We start from the raw sequence: 17039 nt of genomic DNA on the forward strand, positions 1-17039 counted from the left end.
GCAATAATAAGAAAAAATGCGGCTTTTGTCAACCTGAATTGGCCGTCCGGGCCCGCGCGCCTTGAAAATCAACCAAAATGCCTATCGAATTTTTAAACCCTCCTCTTATGGCTCCCGGTTTGACTGGGAAGCTAGTATCTGCTAAGATTTCATCCGTGCTGAATACCACGGGAATGGACTTGAGAGAGGCTTCATCCAGGGTCGGCGCGCTCAGGGCAAACCTCGAAAGGGCCGTGAGGGGCAAGCCCGCAGTGATAGACCTTGCGATAACGGCGCTACTGGCAAAAGGGCATCTCCTCATAGAGGACGTTCCGGGCGTCGGGAAATCCACTCTCGCTCACGGGCTCGCAAAAAGCCTCGACTGCTCCTTCCAGCGTATACAGTTCACAAGCGACCTCCTCCCCTCGGACATCGTCGGCGTGACCGTATTCAACCAGGCGGCCCGAGTATTCGAGTTCAGGCCCGGGCCGGTCTTCGCCAATATAGTCCTCGCAGACGAGATAAACAGGGCGACACCCAAGACCCAGAGCGCGCTCCTTGAGGCCATGAACGAAAGGCAGGTCTCGGTCGACAGGGCGACCTACCCGCTCCCCTCCCCCTTCATGCTGCTTGCGACCCAAAACCCTATAGAGTTCTCCGGCACCTTTCCCCTGCCCGAATCGCAGCTCGACAGGTTCATGATTTGCCTCAGGATGGGCTACCCTGACGAGGAGCACGAGAGGTCGATAATTAAATCGTCGGGCGAGAACAGGGCCCTCGATGGACTCGGGCCGGTGCTTGACGCCGATGATGTCGAGGCGCTCCAGGCCATCTCATCTAGGGTGCGCGTGGACGAAGACCTCGTGACCTACATACTCTCCATTGCCTCCGCCACAAGGAGCCACCGCGCAATAAGGCTCGGCGTGAGCCCCAGGGCCGCAATGGCCATGTACAGGGCGGCGCAGGCCCTGGCACTTGCATCGGGCAGGGATTACTGCATACCTGACGACATAAAAACTCTCTCCGGCCCGGTCTTCGCGCACAGGATAATACCTGCCGAGCAGGGACTCGATACCGGCATTGAGACCGGCCTCTCCCTCATTAAAGAAATAGTCGGCACCGTAAAAATCCCGCTCTGATGCGTAATCTGGGCCCAATACCCTCCATCTACCCGGCCAATGCCGGGCCTGCCCGTAGGATGGCTGGCCTCTGCCGTTTTCTAAAGTTCCCGAGGTCCCTTTCGGTCACAAGGGAGGGCAAGGCTTTCATCGGGGTCCTGCTCGTCATCGGCCTCGCCGCCGTAAATACCGGCAATAACCTCCTCTACCTTGTCGTTGCGGCCATGCTCTCGATAATCATAGTGTCGGGCCTTATGTCCGAGGCGACCCTCAGGGGGCTTCGCGTAACGAGGGCCCTTCCGCAGTCCGCATACAGGGGCTCGCCCGCCTGCATGACATTAAGGATCGAGAACACTAAAAGGCTCTTATCCTCATATTCTTTCAGCGTTACAGGGACTGGGGGCTTGTCTTCGGCCCCGGCCTACGTGGTAAGGCTTAAGCCCGGCGAATCGAAGGAGCTTCGCCTTGATTGCGTATTCCAGAAAAGGGGGCTTGCAAGGCCCGGCCCCGTAAGGGTCTCGACCAGGTTCCCTTTCGGACTCTTTATAAAGGAAAAATCAGAGCCTGGCGGCGAGGACGAGAGCCTCCTTGTCCTCCCCTCCACTGACCGCGCTCTTGCCATCAAGGCCTCAGGTATCTCAACCGTATCCGGGGCTGGCCGGAGCGCTCACAGGGGCTCAGGAGGCGAGCTCTATGGGCTCCGGGAATATGGGCTGGCGGATGATGCCCGGCACATCCACTGGAAATCGGCGGCCCGTAAAGAGGCGCTTCTTACGAAAGAGTTCGAGAGAGAGGCCGGGAAGCGGGTGTTGATAATATTCGACAACCGGCGCGGGGCGACCGACGGCGAGTTCGAGGAGCTTGTGGACAGGGCCGCTTCTACGGCGGCCTTCCATATCGAAACAGGCGGGTCGGTTGGACTAAAGACCCTTGGCAAGAGCATCCCTCCCAGGCCGGGGCGCTCGCATCTTTTAGAGATATTAAAGGAGCTTGCGCTGATATCGCCCGGACCTGTCGAAGGCCCGCCTTCTCTAATGGTCACATCAGCATGAGATTCCAAGCGCTCGCCGTCACATCCATAATCTCGCTTCTCGGGCTCTGGGCCGGAAGTCTCGTCGATACTGCCGGCCGCGGGTTCATATCGTCGCTCTCGATAATAGCTATCGCCGGCATCGTCCACAATCTCGCAAGGAGGAAAGCGGCCCTCAGTCCTCTTCTCTGGAACGCGGCGGCTATCGCGGCCTTCGCTTTCCTCATTGCGGATTATTCCGCCATATCAAGGGACATCATAGCCTCGGGGACCCGTTTTCTTGCTATGGTCCTGGTTTTAAAACTCCTCTCCCTCAGAAACGTAAGGGACCACGCGACCATATTCGCGTTGGCTTTCTTCCTGATACTCGCCGCCGCGGCCTCGACCGTAAGTCCCGTCTTTTTCGCGATACTCTCCATTTATATCGTGTTCCTCATATGGGGCATGGTCGTCCTGAACCTGCAGCGGGATATCGATTACTCAGGCAAGGGGGTGGATGCCCCTGACGACATTTTCGGCCTCCCTCTCTTCCTCTCGCTAACCGCGCTCTCCGCGGTCTGCATAACCCTCACACTGGCGGTATTCTTCTCCATCCCGAGAATGGGGGTCGGGATACTGGAAGCGAGTTCCGGGACGCCCCTCAACATATCGGGCTTCTCGGAGAGGATGGAGATGGATTCTATTGCCGGGGTGCAGCTCGATACGACCATTGTCATGCGGGTTGAGATAGCCGGTGAAAGCCCGCATGAGCCGCTCTATTTCAAGGGCGCGTCGCTCGATTTCTTTGACGGCGCAGCCTGGAGCAGGCACGAAACCGTGAACCGTCTCATAAGGGGCAAAGATGGGGTCTTTACATTCGGAAGCCCCGGGAGGAGGAATATAGAGCAGAAGGTCTGGCTCGATCCGCTCGACACAGAGGCGCTCTTCGCGGCTCCCAATGCCTACATGCTCGAGGGCAGGTTCCAGAACATCTGGACCGACGACTCGGGGAATGTCCGCCTCCCCTCAATCCCATTCACCAGGCTCGAATACACCGTGTGGTCGGATATCTCGGGCGGAAGGCCGGCCCCGCTCCCGGATGAGACATATCTTGACGCCTCCTACCTTGGATCGAGCCCTGAAGGGCCCTTAATAACGGAACTGGCCAGGGCTGCTTCCGAGGGGAGGGCAAGCGCGCTCGGCAAGGCCCTTGCAATCGAAGAGTTCCTGCAAAAAAATTACGCCTATACGCTAACGCCGCGGAAGGGCAAAGGAACGGGACCCCTCGAGGACTTCCTCCTCCACACGAAAGAGGGCTGGTGCGAGCACTTTGCCACAGCCATGGCCATGATGCTCAGGTCCGTCGGCGTGCCGGCCCGGATAGCTACGGGCTACCTCGAAGGGGAATGGAACAAGTACGGCGGCTATTTCATCGTGCGGCAGCAGGACGCGCACAGCTGGGTGGAAGCCTATATGGACGGGCAGGGCTGGATGAAGTTCGACCCCACGCCCCCCTCGGGGCGGATGGAGCGCCATGGAGCTCTTTTCATGTATCTCGACCTCTTGAGGCTTAATTGGAACAGGCACATCATACAATTTTCCTTTTCCGACCAGCGCGCCCTCGCCCTTGCCCTCGAGGAAAGGGCACACAGGATCAAAGGCCTGCTCGCAGGCTTTTTGCCAGATAAATGGCCCGGCATAAGAGGCGTTCTCGCGGCTCTTTTCGCTCTGGTCCTCACCGTCTCGGGAGTCCTTATCGCACGCAACCGGGCCGTAAAGGAAAAGGCCGGGCAAAAGGTCCCCCGCTATTACATGGAAATGCTTAAGGTCCTATCCTCAAGAGGGATGCCGAAAGCGCCAGGGGAGACACCGAGAGAGTTCGCAGACCGGCTGGGGAAGACTGATGTAACTGAAATAACCGAAACATATCTTAGGGAACGGTACGGCGGTAAAGGGCCCGGCAGAGAGGCTATGGGCCGCATGGAGGAGGCGCTTGCCCGGATTCGAAAGCTAAAAAGAATTTAGGTTGCTGAAAACTCAAAATTTCATTCAGGCTGCTCAAAAGCATAAGGTGCAAGGAGTCGAAAAATGAGGAGTGGGGCGTACTTTCCTTGCGCGCCGGAGTGTCTAATTTTGAAGACGACGCAGCAGATCGTGCTTTTTCAGCAGCCTGTTAGGGCTTACTACCGGGCCTGTCCGACATGCTCGACATTATGGCGTCGATGAGCTTCTTTCTCTCTATGGGCTTGGCCACGTAGCCGTCAAAGCCCTTGTTCAAAAGCTCGCCCTCCTCGCCCCTCATGGCGGAAGCCGTAAGGGCCAGGACAGGTATGGAGCTGTTCCTGGAGTCGGATTTTATTATCCTGGTCGCGGTTATCCCGTCCATGCCGGGGAGGTGAAGGTCCATGAGTATAAGGTCGGGCCTCTCCTCCATCAACGACTTGAGGGCCTCGGTGCCGCTCGCGGCCTCCATTATCTCGTAGCCGTGAAGCGTGAGTATCTCCTTTACGAGGACCTTGTTCATGTGGTTGTCCTCGACAAGGAGTATCTTGATTTTCCGTTCCTCAGCCACCCGGGCCTCCGATCATCAGCCTTCCTACTGCCGTAACCTGTCAAGCGCTTCAAGGAGTTTTTCCCTCTTCACGGCGTTCTCCATGTACTCGACCGCGCCGAGCGAATAACCTAGCTCCTTGTTGTCGATGGAAGAGATTATCACTACCGGTATCCCAGCCGTGCCGGGGTCCTCCTTCAATTCGCGCAGCACCTCCCAGCCGTCCTTCCTCGGGATGGCGATCCCCATGATAATAGCGAAAGGCCGGTCCTCCTGCGCTTTCCTGAGGAGGTCCACCCCGTCGACTGCGGTAAAGACGTCGTAGCCGCTCGCCGAGAGGTATATGTCTATGAGGCGGTTTATGTCAGCGCTTTCACTCGCCACGAGGACGCGCCGAAGGGAATCGAGCCCGGAGGAAGGGGCCGCTCTTGCCGTGAGGACCGGCACGTCTATCTCGTCGGTCCCTTGCGGGAGCTTCACGGTGAAGGTGGAGCCGCTCCCGGGCACGCTCTCGACGGTAATGGTCCCGTTATGGAGTTCCACAAGCCTCCTCGTAAGCACGAGTCCCAGTCCGGTTCCGCCGTACTCCTTCGATGACGAAGAGTCAATCTGCTCGAACTCCTTGAAGAGCTTCCCCTTGTCCTCGCCCTTGATCCCTATTCCGGTGTCGCTTATTCTCAGGGTCATGTAACGCTCGATACGGAGCCCGATGGGCTCCTCGGTTATCTCCCAGTCCACCTTTATGCGGCCGTCCTGCACGTTAAACTTGATCGCGTTCGAGAGGAGGTTCATCATTATCTGCTTGAATTTCGCCTTGTCCGCGCGGAGCTTTGGCGAGGCCGGGACCGATTTGGACTCTATGGCGATGTTCTTCTCGTGCGCAAGGGGCCTTATTATGCCGAGGACCTCGCCCAGGACCTCCATGAGAGAGAAACTCTCCAGGGAGAGGTCCATCCTTCCCGCCTCGATCTTTGAAAGGTCGAGTATGTTGTTGATGAGCTGGAGGAGGTGGCTCCCGCTCGAGTGGACGTACTCGACGTACTGCATCTGCCTCTCGTTAAGGTCCCCGAAAGCCTTCTCCTGGAGGAGCTCGGAGAACCCTATTATGGAATTGAGGGGCGTGCGGAGCTCGTGGCTTACGTTCGCGAGGAACTGGCTCTTCATCCTGTTCGCCTCCCTGAGCTCCATGTTCGCGAACTCGAGGGATATCTTGTTACTCGAAAGCTCCTGGTTAGCGAGCTTCAGCTCCTCGGTCCTCTCCTCGACCTTGTGCTCGAGTCTCGTATAGTAGTCCTGCAGGTTCCCGGCCATCCTGTTGAATTCTACGGCGAGGTTCCCTATCTCGTCCTCGGCGGCGACCGGCGCCCGCTCGGAGAGGCTCCCCTGGCCTATCTTCCGGGCGGATTCCTCTATCGCCAGGATGGGCTTTACGATGGAGCGCGTGAGTATCAGCCACAGCCCGCCCGCGAATACTATCGCAAGGAGCGTGAACGCCAGGGTCACGAGTATTATGACCTTGGCGAAAAAACCGCTCTCCCTGTAGGCGGTAAAGGCAGTATCCTTCTCCTCCTTGATAAGCTCCTTGAGGGAGCTGAGGGAGGCCGTGAAGACCCTGTTACCCTCGCTCCTTATGAGGTTCAGGGCAGCGTCCCTGTTTCCTGCCCTGGATATTTCCTCGACCCTCTCGTGCACGGCCGTATACATCCTGAGGTTCTCGATGAGCTCGTCATAGGTCCTGTCCCGGCCGGAAGCGATGCCCATGGCCTTGTACTCGGCAAGGAGCCTGTCTATCCTCCTCATGCGGTCGTCTATCGAGCCTTCAAGATAGAGCTTCGACGAGCTGTCGGTGATGATCGTGTGCAGGAAGACCTCCTGCCTGGCTGAAAGGAACTCGTTCTCGACGGATGAGAGCGTCTCGCCCCTCTTGAACGAGTCTATGTAAAGGCTCTCCGTGACCTTGGCGAGCTGATCGGCGTTGTAGAGGCCGACGAGGCCGCCCACTCCCATCATGAAGAGGAGGAAAAGGAAGACGACAGCCAGCTTGTTTGATATGGAAAGGCTACTGAAGAGTTTCTTCATCGGTCCGTCCCGCCGGACTGGACCGTCTCTGACTCGGTCATGTCCTCGTAAATGAGCGCCAGGTTCGAGACCTCCCCGCCTGAGCCGTAAACGGGAAAGCTCCTTATCCGGAGTCTCCTCCCCGGCGCACTGAGCCCCAGCTCCCTTGCCGAGATAGGGCTGTAGTTTATTATGAACTCGGTCGAATAACCGTCGTATGATTTGTTTATGGCGGTGACCATGCCCTGGGACTGGAGCACCTGGTCCTCCAGCACTGAATACGCCGTGGCTTCGAAACCGGCGCTCACGCCCAGCATTAGTTTTGCCCTGCCGTTCATGATAACGCATTTCCCGTCGAGGCCGAAGACGGCGAGCCCGAGCGGCAGCTGCCCGATGAGGCGCTCAAGGAGCATCCTCGATGCGCGCTCGTTCTTGAAAAGGGCCGAATGACCGGAGATGACGGCAATTGCCGATGCCGTCGCCTCAAGAAAAGCAAGATGCTCGTCCGAGTAACCTGTCCTGTCGCCGTAGACCGCAATCAGGAGCCCTGCCGCCTCCTGGTCGTAGACGAGGGGCGCCGCTGCCACAAGCTCCGCCCCGGGCCCGGAAAAAGCCCCGGAAAAGTCCGTAGAGGGCGAATTGCGGTCAAAGACTTTTGCCGAGCCGCCCACCCAGCCCTTGAGTGATATGTCCTCAAGGCGGGCCGCCATGCCTTCGGGGATCCCGGAAACGGACTTAAGCCTCAATTCGCCCCCGCCTTCGAGCATGTAGACCGCCGCTCCTGCGGCCCCGGTCCTCAAGACGACCTCCCTTAAGGCCGCGTCGAAGACCTCCGACTCGGAAAGGGTCCTGCCCGCAAAGGAGATGACCGAGCCGATTGCGGATATCTGTCCCGAGGACTCGACGAGCGCGGACCTCAATCTCAGGCATTCGGAGTCCTTGAACGCCTTCTCCTTGCCCAGGTATTCGAGTATCTGGTTGAGCTTTCCGCAGAGCCTTCCGGTTTCGCTCCTGTCGTCCGAGTCGAACCGCGCATCGGCCTCTCCGGCGAGAATGCGCCTGGCCGTCAGGACCGCCTTCCGCGTGGGGTGAAAGACCCTCCCGTAGAGTATAAGGGCCGCTACGAGCGCGAATGCCGCGAACCCGGCGAAGCTTTTGAGCGCCAGGGACTTGAACTCCTGGAAGACAGCCTGCTTCCTGAGCGATATGTACGACAGGAGCCTTTCGGCCTTCTCCGCGGCGAGGACCGTATTCGTGTCAACGGAGTTATGCAGGAGTATCATCTCCTCCCTTGACATGGCCTCATTGAGCCTCCGGAGCTCCGCCCTTATCGTCGAGATATCGTTCAGGACGGCGCGGACGGATTCGGCAAGCATCCCTTCCTCTTTGAGGACCCCGGCGTACGCCGGGTCCGCCACCACGGCTTCGAGGCTGTCGGCGGTATGGTCCATGCCTGCCCTCAGCATGTCAACGGAGCCGTACTCCAGCCCCCAGGCGACCACGATCATCTCCAGATGGTGCTGCAGCCTGAAGATGGAAGACCTCGCCGAACCCACCTCGGTCTGGAGGGTGTCGTATAGCTCCAGCTTCCGGGACTTCACGAGGAACGAATTGTACTCGAAAGCCGCGGCTGCGAAGATTATCGTTAGCGCGATTATGGACTTCTGGAAAATGGAGAGGCTTCTGAGAGGTGATTTCATCGACTCGCCTTGCGGAAGCAGCCCGGCAAAGCTACCGGCGGCAGACCTTACTTAAGCAGCCTTTGAACGTTCTTCTGGAAGTCCTTGAGCTTCAAAGGCTTGGAAAGGCAGTTGTCGGCCCCGCACTGGATTATCCGCTCCATATCCTCCTTGCCGTACGCCGTAACGGCGAGGATCTTTATCCTGCTGGTGTTTGCGTCCTGCTTTATGCGCCTGCAGACCTCGAAGCCGTCTATCTTGGGCATCCTTATATCGAGGACAAGGAGCTCGGGCTTGAAGTCCCCTACTTTTATCAGGGCCTCATAGCCGTCGCCGGCTGTCTCGATCGAAAAACCGTCACCCATGGCGACGAGCGCGCCTTTTATGAACTCTACGACTTCCTTTTCGTCGTCTATGATGAGGATCTTTTTCCTTTCCGGGAACATCTCCTCTTTCACCTCGAGCTTGAATTTCTCGAGGAAATCCATGAAATCGCCCCGGTTTACGCGGAAATGGCCGCCGGGCGTCCTGAACGCGACGAGCTTCCCGGACGCAATCCATTTCTTTACCGCATTGATGGTTACATGGCAAAATGAGGCTATTTCGCCGGTAGTATACGGCTTCTTTGAATCGTTCATCCTGGCAGACTCGATCGCTTGTAGTGAGTTCGTCTAAAGAGGGTGGAATCCAATGGTTACACTTTTTATATTATAAATAGTATCTTTAATGAAATCCAAGGTCAAGAGCTTTTTATATGGGGCAACCTCTAAAAGGGGATTTTTCCCGCAATCAAGCAAGGGCGGGAATAAAAAGCGGAGCGTATATATATGTGAGCATTTTTATTCACGTCCTCGCGCAGAGTCCGGGGAAAATAGCAATTTTAGATGTTGCCAAGGGAAATAAGGCGGAACTACTCGACACTCCTCCAGTCCGGGCCGCATTCTATGTTCACCCTTACAGGCACCTTGAGCTCAAGGACGCCTTCCATCTCCTCCCTTATAAGCTCCCTCATGGCCGGAAGCTCGCCCTCAGGCGCTTCGAAGATGAGCTCGTCGTGTATCTGGAGGAGCATGCGCGTGCGAGAGCCGCTCTCCTTGAGCCGCGAGGATATCCTTATCATCGCGGCCTTTATCATGTCGGCTGCCGAGCCCTGTATGGGGGTATTGATCGCCAGCCTGTTCCCGAGCCTTACCGTAGCCTCAACCGGGCTCTTAAGCTCCGGGATAAAGCGGCGCCTTCCGAATATGGTCCGCGTAAAGCCGTTCCGGACGGCTTCGATTATTGTCCTATCTATAAACTCCTTTACCAGCCTGTAGCGGTCGAAGTACATGTTTATGTAGTCGGTCGCCTCCTTCATCGATATCCCGAGCTCGGTAGAGAGGCCCCAGGGGCCCATGCCGTAGATTATGCCGAAGTTTATGGCTTTGGCCCTCCTCCTCATCTCCGTGGTAACGAGTCCGGGCATGGTGCCGAATATCTCGCTTGCGGTCCTCGTATGCACGTCCTCGTCTTTCAAAAAGGCGTCCATGAGTATCGGGTCTTCGGAGAGGTGAGCGACTATCCGGAGCTCTATCTGCGAGTAGTCGGCGCAGATGAACGAAAATCCGTCCTCCGCGACGAAGGCCTCCCTCACGCGCCCGGCCATCTCGCCCCTTATGGGGATATTCTGCAGGTTCGGCCTTGAGCTCGAAAGGCGGCCCGTGGCCGTGACCGTCTGGTTGTAGGTAGTGTGTATGCGGCCGGTCTCCGGGTTTACGATCTCAGCGAGGGCGTCGACGTACGTGGACTTCAATTTCGAGAGCTGCCTGAAGCCGATTATGAGCCTCGGGACCTCGTGCTCCACGGCGAGCTGCGTCAGGACCTCCTCGTCGGTCGAGTACCCGGTCTTGGTCTTCTTCGAGGGCCTTAGCCCGAGCGTGGTGAAAAGCACTTCCGAGAGCTGCTTCGGGGAGTTTATGTTGAACTCGGTCCCGGAAGCCGCGTATATCTCCCTTTCGATCGAAGCGAGCTCCTTTTCCATCTCCTTTGAGAGAAAGATGAGCTTCTCCCTGTCGAGCTTTATACCTGCAGCCTCCATTTCCGCAAGGACACGGGAGAGGGGGAGCTCAAGATCCTTATATAGCGGCCAGAGACCATTATCCTCAAGCTCTTTCTTAAGTATTTCCGAAATATCCAGTATACTGCAGGCTTTTTTGCATTCTGTGAGCGCTTCGGTCTCAAAATCGGCCCCGTCCCTAAGCTCCTCTGTAGAAAGTCCCAGGAGCTCATAGCCGAGGGCAGGAACCGTGTGGTCGGGCTTCGAGGGGTTTACGAGATATGAGGCAAGAGAGACGTCCATGCCGACCCCCCTCGCCTCCACGCCCATCCTGCCAAGGAAGAGGTAAAGAGCCTTGGAGCTGTCCGTATGCTTCGCTATTTCCGCGTCCTCCATAAGGGGCCTTATCGCCGCCACAAGCTCGGCGGGGGCAATATGGCCGGAGACGACCGGCACGAACCTGCCCTTTTTCCGACCCAGGCCGAAAGCGGCCCCCTTGAGTTTTCCGTTAAAGCCCTCCTCCGTAAGCGACAGCGTGATTGATACCTTCTTAAGTGCCGAGAGCTCGGATGCGAGCCCTGAGAGCCCCTCCTTGTCTAGCACGGCAGAATAGTCTCCACCCTCCTCCACGGGCCTCGGCGCCTCGGGCATCATCTCGCTTATGAGCTTCCTGAATTCGAGCTCTGAAAGGAGCGGGCCGAGGGCGGCATAGTCAGGCCCCGAGTATCTCAATTCCTCAAGCTCGCATTCAAGAGGGACATCGGGATTGAGCGTCACGATCTGGAGCGAGAGCGAGGCCTGCTCCCTGTTAGATATGAGGTTTTCCTTTAATTTAGGTTTGGAAATACTCTCTATATTTTCATAAATCCCATCAACAGAGCCGAATTCGTTTATGAGCTTGGCTGCGGTTTTGATGCCAACGCCCGGTACGCCCGGTACGCTGTCGGTAGCGTCACCGGAAAGGGCCAGGAGGTCCCTTATCCGCTCCGGGCCGACCCCGAACTTATCCCTGACCTCAGAGGGGCCGTACTCCTTCCCTGTCATGTAGTCGAGTATCACGGTATTGTCGTCGACGAGCTGGTACATGTCCTTGTCGCCCGTTATGATTGCGAGCTTCACGCCCGCTGCCTCGAACTTTTTTACCAGGGTGGCTATGACGTCGTCCGCCTCGAAGGAGGCCATCTCGATAGACCGTATGTTCAATGCCCTGGCCATCTGCTTCACATACGGGACCTGGAGGGAGAGGCTGTCGGGCATGGGGGGCCTCTCGGCCTTGTAACCAGGCATGAGCCCGTGCCTGAACGAGGGGCCCTTTACGTCGAACGCTATCACAATGTACTCTGGTTTGAAGTCGTTTAGTATCTTCCGGAGCGACTGCGTAAAACCGTATACCGCGTTCGTCGGGAGCCCCTTGGAATTGGTGAAGGTGGAAGGGATGGCGTGGAAGGCCCGGTACATTATCGAGCTTCCGTCTATTATGAAAAGCCTGTTACCCGTATTATCAGTCATGCTCCATTGACAGCCCCGGCAGCAGCTGTATATACTTTGTCATGGCCAGGGCGCTCCTATTCCTTATCTTTCTACTCCTCCCCTCACCCGTGTGGGCCCAGAGAGACGCGGTCTCTACCGCATTTAACATTGTAGAGAATTTCCATAAAGAAGCAAACATATTAATGGGCGGAGCTGGCCTGCCGGAAGTCTCGCCCGCCGAGAAGGAACGGGCCGTCTCAGAGCTAAGGACCGTCCGTATTACGGAGCGGCCAGGGAGAAGCAGGCTCGAGCGGGTGCACGGGATTGTAGACGCCTACACCAACCGGGTGCTTGGCATGGTCGAAGCCCGGCTTGAAGGGGTGCGGGGCGAAAAAGAAGAGTATCTGAGAGAGGGTGTCAAAAGGCTGAATGCCCTCAGGTTCGACGAGCTTACGCGCCTTCGCGGCACGCTCGCCATAGAGGAGCCGTCAAACGGAAGGAGGCCCGAACTCCCCTTCTCCTTCGACCCCACCCCGCCTCACGAGAGGCCCTCGCCTCCGGACGGCCCGCCCGGCATACTGTACCGATAGATAACTCGGCAAAAAAACGGGAACGCGGGTTCAGATGCAGCCCCTTGGTGCAATCCGAAGCTCTCAAAAAGCTCAAGATGCAAGAGTCGAAAAATGAGGCATGAGGCTTACTTTTTTGTACGCCGCCATGCGAATTTTGAAGATGATGAAGCAGATTGTTTTTTTTCAGCAGCCTGCTAAATAAAAAAAGCCCCCGCCACTAAAGGCGGGGGCTATAAGATAAATCCGATTCAAGCCCGGTAATCAACCCCGGCGGGAGGGCCTCCTGAAGCCTCCCGGACTATTGAAACGGCTATTCCCCGCGCTTCTCTGATGCGCCGCGGCCCTGGGCGCGGAAGGCTCAGAGGCGTCCTGCTGAAAACCCGGCACCTCCTCTACGGGTATCTTACGGCCGAGGAGGCGCTGTATGTTCGTGAGATATTCCTTTTCGTCGGCGGAGACGAGCGATAGCGCGGTGCCTCCGGCCCCGGCACGCCCGGTCCGGCCGATCCGGTGTATATAGTCTTCGGGGATATTGGGGAGGTCGTAATTCACGACGTGCGGGAGGCTCTCTATATCAAGGCCCCTGGCCGCGATGTCCGTAGCTACAAGCACCCTCACCGAGCCGTTCTTGAACTCGGAAAGGGCCCTGGTGCGGGCCGACTGGCTCTTATTCCCGTGGATGGCCGTCGAGTTTATGCCGTCCTTCAAGAGCTGCTCCGCGAGCCTGTTCGCGCCGTGCTTGGTGCGGGTGAAAACGAGGGCCTGGCGCCAGCCGCCGGATTTAACGAGGTGCGAGAGGAGCTCCCTTTTCCGGGTCTGCTTAACCGGATGCACAACCTGGGAGACCGCCTCGGCAGGAGTGTTCCTCCGCGCGGCCTCCAGGACGGCAGGCTCATGCAGTAGCCCATCCGCGAGGCGCTTTATTTCGTCATTGTAGGTCGCGGAGAAGAGGAGGTTCTGCCGCCTTCCGGGAAGGAGCTTCAATACGCGGCGTATGTCGTGTATGAAGCCCATGTCGAGCATGCGGTCCGCCTCGTCGAGGACGAGTATCTCTACCTCCGAGAGGTTAACCGTCCTCTGCCCCGCGTGGTCGAGGAGGCGGCCAGGGGTGGCGACGAGTATGTCCACCCCGCGGCGGAGCTCATCTATCTGGGGGTTTATGCCCACGCCGCCGTAAATGACAGCAGCCCTCAAGCGGAGGTTCTTGCCGTAGGTCCGCACACTTTCTCCGACCTGCGCGGCAAGCTCACGGGTGGGTGTGAGGACAAGGGCCCTGGGCGCCCTGCCTCTTTCCTCGCGCCTCGTCCGGCTCAGAAGTTCGAGCATCGGGAGCGTGAAAGCGGCGGTCTTTCCTGTGCCGGTCTGGGCGCCCGCCATTACGTCTCGGCCTTCGAGGATAACGGGGATGGTCTTGGCCTGGATGGGTGTGGGGTCAGTATAGCCCTCCCCTTCCACGGCTTTCAGCAGTTCGGCCCTCAAGCCGAGTAGATCAAATGACATGACAAATTACTCCGGAAACAGCCTACCCAATAATGGGCCGGTCTAGGCGGGATCGTTTAAAGGTTATTCTGGGTGAGGTTGATGTAAGGGAGGCCAACCATGACACAGCTTGCGCCGACCGAATGGCGACAAGAAATAAAAACAGAGTACCATAACACCAAAAATTACAAAGGGCAAGCATAAAATGAAGCCGCTTGAAAAGAGGATCGCCGGGATGTTACAAATCTCGATAGGGGGCGACTGGGAAGACCATGACTCACCTTTCGAAAATTGAAGCTACGGCGGGATGTATAAGGCCCATCTCGCGCACCACGGAGGACGTATGAGCGGCGTCTGGCTCGCGCTCGGGCTTACTCTTTTCGCCGGAATGGCTACGGGCATCGGTAGCGCCATAGCCTTCTTCGCCAAACGGACCAATTACCGCTTTCTTTCGGTCTCGACAGGCTTCTCGGCCGGGGTAATGCTCTATGTCTCGTTCGTCGAGATACTCTTAAAGGGCGGTAACGCTTTGACCGAGGCTTACGGAGACTACTGGGGGCACTGGGCGAACGCGGGCTCGTTCTTCGGCGGCATCCTTTTCATCGGCGCTATCGACAACCTCATCCCTGCTGCCAAAAACCCGCACGAGACCCATGCAGGCTCGGAACGGGCTCCGCTTAAAGGAGAGGCCGCAACCGGAGCCGGCGTAACGGCATTTGATAACCAGGCCGGGAGCATACACGACCACGCTGCGCATAACAATAAGCTCCACAGGATGGGGCTCTTTACGGCCCTCGCGATCGCCATCCATAACCTGCCCGAGGGCCTCGCGACATTCCTCGCGGCCATGCACGACCCCGGCCTCGGCATAGCAATAGCGGTCGCCGTGGCTCTCCACAATATCCCGGAGGGCATAAGCGTCTCCGTCCCCATCTATTACGCCACGGGGAAACGCGGCAAGGCATTCATCTACTCGCTCTTGAGCGGCCTTGCCGAGCCCGTAGGAGCGCTCATAGGTTACCTTCTCATCCTTTATTTTGTGGGCGTGAACGGCGACGGGAAGGTAATCCCGCCCGAGGTCATGGGCATGGCATTCGGCGGCATAGCCGGGGTAATGGTCTACATAAGCCTGGACGAGCTACTTCCCACGAGCCGAACTTATGGAAAAGGGCACGACAGCATCCTCGGCCTGGTCTTCGGGATGGGGGTCATGGCGTTGAGTCTTCTATTGATGAAGTAGGCGCATTGTTTTTTTTCGATTGGCCTGCAAGGAAAGGATTACAGACGCATGAAATCTGAATTTATTATCAGGAGCGAAACAGAAGCCGATGTCGACGCCATAGCCGCTGTGACAATTGCGGCATTCAAGACCCTGGAAATCAGCAATCATACGGAACAGTTTGTCATTGCGGCTCTACGCGCCGCCAAAGCCCTTACGGTATCGCTCGTAGCGGAAGCGCATGGCCGGGTGATTGGGCATATTGCCTTCTCTCCGGTCGGCATTTCGGACGGCACCCGGAACTGGTACGGCCTCGGCCCTGTCTCGGTGCTGCCGGCGTACCAGCGGCAGGGCATCGGCAAAGCCCTGATACGGGAAGGCTTATCACGGCTGAAAACCCTGAACGCTAAAGGATGCTGTCTCGTGGGGTATCCGGATTACTACAGGCAATTCGGGTTCAGGAACATACCGGGACTTGTGCATGAGGGAGTGCCTCAGGAATTCTTTCTCGCCCTCTCTTTTGTAGGGCATACTCCACAGGGCACAGTCACCTTCCATGAGGCATTCAAGGCGAGCGGCTGACAAGAGGTGAACGCGGCGCTTAAGGGCGATCGGGTTGGACAAAGGGTTTGCTATACCCTGAAATATCAAAAGGGGCTACGGGCTCTAACCCGTAACCCCTTGATTTTTATGGCGCCCCCGAGACGATTCGAACGTCCGACACACGGATTAGGAATCCGTTGCTCTATCCTGCTGAGCTACGGGGGCGTTGAGGTGGATTTCGATGTAATTTGCGGGTATTGCGTTGCCCCGCCGTGCGGAAGAGGCGGAACCTTTAGAGTTTCTCAAAAAAAGGGCCTTCTGTCAATTCAAAAAATCAGCCCAAAGGCCGGTCAAAGAATACAAATTAAAAAATACTCATTAATCACTTAAAAGGCTGGCATCTGCCCTGCCCCTTCCCTCCCCCATTGTTCTACTTGACTCGCCCCTCCCCCGGAAAAAGAATTTAATATAAAGCCGCTTCCAAGCGGAACGGGAGGTGTATTATGCCTAAGCCCGAGGTGCTTGAGAGAGGTAATATATATTTCATATACAGGCCGAAGGTCGAGGAAGAGGAGGTAAAGGGCCTTAAGGAGGTGCAGAGGTTCTACATGGTCCTGAGCCCTGAGGGGAAAAAGGTATACCGCCTCATCGTCGTCGGCAGGCAGGCATTGCCAGATGTCGAGGGCGGAGAGAGGAGCTGGGGCTTCGTGGACAAGGTCGGCAGAAAGGCCGAGGAGGTCGAAGACGAGCTCGAAGGAAAAGAATACAGGACAAAGACCAGGGGCGAAAGGGAGCTCCCAGCGGCCCGCCCCGCTGGCGAAGGGGTCTACGCGATAGCAAGGCACGGCGACCACACCCACCTGGCGTATTCGCTCGAACTCCCGGAAAGACCGGGCGAGGTGCAGGAGGCCTTCAGGATAGAAGACGAGGCGAGCTATATCATAACGATCAAGAACCCTGAAAAGCCCGCGCCGCCCGGCGCAGGACTCAAGGGCCGCAAGAAGGCCGACTTCCCCAAGAGGCTCATGCAAAAGTTCGACGGGAGGAGGTTTGCCGACGCCGACCCTCCCGACTTTCTCGACTACGAGGGCGCGGAGATGATATTAATCGGCGCTTCCGAAGACCCCATGAAGGAGCTCGGGCTTAAGCTTGAGGCCGAGGACGAGACCGAGTCCTCGGCGGACGTCTTCAGGGACTTGAGACTCGAACGCGAGAAGCACCCGATTGAGCCGCTACTTAAGGGAAGGTGGAAGTAGGCCCGCCTCTGACCCGCTTGAATGGACAAAATGCCCGTCTTTTTGATATATTCCGTTGTACGGAATTGAAA

At 57.3% G+C, this 17039-nt stretch carries 13 protein-coding genes and 1 tRNA gene; 7 read left to right on the top strand and 7 right to left on the bottom strand.

The genetic code is table 11. The features are described 5' to 3' along the window. The first annotated feature begins 173 nt into the window (after positions 1–173). From K8I01_01510 to K8I01_01520, 3 genes are read left to right on the top strand one after another with little or no spacing between them, the layout of a single operon-like run. Positions 174–1118, top strand: coding sequence for an AAA family ATPase (locus K8I01_01510; protein MBZ0219100.1), 945 nt, complete (start codon positions 174–176; stop codon positions 1116–1118). Then, complete coding sequence (locus tag K8I01_01515) at positions 1118–2149, top strand: DUF58 domain-containing protein (protein MBZ0219101.1); 1032 nt, start codon at positions 1118–1120, stop codon at positions 2147–2149. Before K8I01_01510 ends, K8I01_01515 begins: the two co-directional genes overlap by 1 nt. Continuing rightward, positions 2146–4131, top strand: a complete 1986-nt coding sequence (locus K8I01_01520; protein ID MBZ0219102.1) for a DUF3488 and DUF4129 domain-containing transglutaminase family protein — start codon at positions 2146–2148, stop codon at positions 4129–4131. The genes K8I01_01515 and K8I01_01520 overlap by 4 nt, the downstream gene beginning before the upstream one ends. Before the next feature lie 148 nt (positions 4132–4279). Here K8I01_01520 and K8I01_01525 read toward each other — a convergent pair whose 3' ends face one another. The 5 genes from K8I01_01525 to polA all read right to left on the bottom strand — a co-directional run bounded on the left by K8I01_01525 (position 4280) and on the right by polA (position 11938). Further along, positions 4280–4678 (bottom strand): response regulator, encoded by a 399-nt coding sequence (locus K8I01_01525; GenBank protein MBZ0219103.1) that lies wholly within the window; start codon positions 4676–4678, stop codon positions 4280–4282. A gap of 24 nt (positions 4679–4702) precedes the next feature. Beyond that, the gene (locus K8I01_01530; protein ID MBZ0219104.1) at positions 4703–6736 is read right to left on the bottom strand and encodes an MCP four helix bundle domain-containing protein; all 2034 of its coding nucleotides are present in this window, start codon (positions 6734–6736) and stop codon (positions 4703–4705) included. Further along, entirely contained in the window at positions 6733–8415 is a 1683-nt protein-coding gene (locus tag K8I01_01535) for a GAF domain-containing protein (protein MBZ0219105.1), read from the bottom strand. Before K8I01_01535 ends, K8I01_01530 begins: the two co-directional genes overlap by 4 nt. A 47-nt stretch (positions 8416–8462) precedes the next feature. Further along, positions 8463–9032, bottom strand: a complete 570-nt coding sequence (locus K8I01_01540; protein ID MBZ0219106.1) for a response regulator — start codon at positions 9030–9032, stop codon at positions 8463–8465. A gap of 272 nt (positions 9033–9304) precedes the next feature. Next, positions 9305–11938 (bottom strand): DNA polymerase I, encoded by a 2634-nt coding sequence (gene polA, locus K8I01_01545; GenBank protein MBZ0219107.1) that lies wholly within the window; start codon positions 11936–11938, stop codon positions 9305–9307. Between the two features lie 164 nt (positions 11939–12102). Here polA and K8I01_01550 point away from each other — a divergent pair, with 164 nt between their 5' ends. Then, the gene (locus tag K8I01_01550; GenBank protein MBZ0219108.1) at positions 12103–12489 is read left to right on the top strand and encodes a hypothetical protein; all 387 of its coding nucleotides are present in this window, start codon (positions 12103–12105) and stop codon (positions 12487–12489) included. A 243-nt stretch (positions 12490–12732) separates the two neighbouring features. Here the strand turns inward: K8I01_01550 and K8I01_01555 are convergent, their stop codons facing one another. Next, entirely contained in the window at positions 12733–13971 is a 1239-nt protein-coding gene (locus tag K8I01_01555; GenBank protein ID MBZ0219109.1) for a DEAD/DEAH box helicase, read from the bottom strand. Positions 13972–14293: 322 nt separating this feature from the next. Between K8I01_01555 and zupT the strand changes: the two genes are divergently transcribed. Then, a complete protein-coding gene (gene zupT, locus K8I01_01560; protein ID MBZ0219110.1) occupies positions 14294–15190 on the top strand; it encodes a zinc transporter ZupT in 897 nt (298 codons plus the stop codon). A gap of 48 nt (positions 15191–15238) precedes the next feature. After that, positions 15239–15751, top strand: coding sequence for an N-acetyltransferase (locus K8I01_01565; GenBank protein ID MBZ0219111.1), 513 nt, complete (start codon positions 15239–15241; stop codon positions 15749–15751). A gap of 109 nt (positions 15752–15860) precedes the next feature. Here the strand turns inward: K8I01_01565 and K8I01_01570 are convergent. Then, positions 15861–15937, bottom strand: a tRNA-Arg gene (locus K8I01_01570). Between the two features lie 278 nt (positions 15938–16215). Here K8I01_01570 and K8I01_01575 point away from each other — a divergent pair. Further along, complete coding sequence (locus K8I01_01575) at positions 16216–16968, top strand: hypothetical protein (protein MBZ0219112.1); 753 nt, start codon at positions 16216–16218, stop codon at positions 16966–16968. Positions 16969–17039: the final 71 nt, after the last annotated feature.

Source organism: Deltaproteobacteria bacterium, from assembly GCA_019912665.1.
Classification (GTDB): domain Bacteria; phylum Desulfobacterota; class GWC2-55-46; order GWC2-55-46; family GWC2-55-46; genus UBA5799.